Source organism: Weizmannia acidilactici (assembly GCF_008974185.1).
GTDB classification, from domain to species: Bacteria; Bacillota; Bacilli; order Bacillales; family Bacillaceae_C; genus Weizmannia; species Weizmannia acidilactici.
In genome coordinates, this window is record NZ_BKZP01000095.1 from 1 (window position 1) to 840 (window position 840).

The 840-nt window shown below is 38.7% G+C and carries 1 protein-coding gene; it reads right to left on the bottom strand.

Annotated features, from left to right (window positions below):
- A partial coding sequence (istA, locus tag BpJC4_RS15825; protein ID WP_151698197.1) for an IS21 family transposase occupies positions 1 to 700 on the bottom strand: 700 nt, incomplete at its 3' end.
- Positions 701 to 840 lie beyond the last annotated feature (140 nt).

An 840-nucleotide genomic window follows, 5' to 3' on the forward strand; every position in this document is an offset into this window, starting at 1 on the left:
GGTTGCAGAACTCGCATTCAAAGCCATAATGTAAAACGAATCGTTGAAATGTCTCTGTCAATTCTCTTTCTCCGTTTGGCAAGATCGTTTTTACTGCAGGGGAGAGATTATCAAAACGAATGACCCTTGGAACCCTTCCCATATAGTGAAAGATTCGTTTTAATCCTTCCAAGAAACATTCTTGATTTTGAGCTGGCATGACTTGCACATAGGCCGCATTACTGTAAGGGAATGAAACGACCAGGTAAGGAAAATCGACGTATTTCCCCTGATAGAGAAAAGGAGCTTCTCCAAAATCAACTTGAGCCATTGCAGGTTTCGATTCTAAAGGTAACGCAGCTGGTTCACTTTGTTCGAGCAGTTCTTGTTTTCTTTTTGATACATAGAGCCGAACAGAACGATCTGAACCTGTAAATCCATATTCTTCTTTTAAGATTTCATACATTCGTTTCGCAGTTCTTCGATATTTTTTCTTCTTTGTCAAGTCCTCTTTAATCCATTGATCCAATATCGGTTTCACTGGATCCATCACTTTCGCTTTTCTCGTTTGTTTAACTTTTGAGGGATTGAAGTCTTCCATTTCCGCATACTTCTTCACTGTTCTTGGATCACGATTCATTCTTTTGGCAATATCGGAATAGGAACATCCTTTTTGGTTTGCTTCATATCTGATATAATGAATTTCAGCCACTGCTAACATCTCCTTGAATACCTCCCGTTGAACTGTTTTGTCCAACTAGGAGGGTAGTGTATTTGGGGAATGTTGGCAAGTGGTTTTTTGTTTTATAGGACCTGCATAAATTAATTGCCAAACGTTACATTTTTAGTTTGCCATAAACA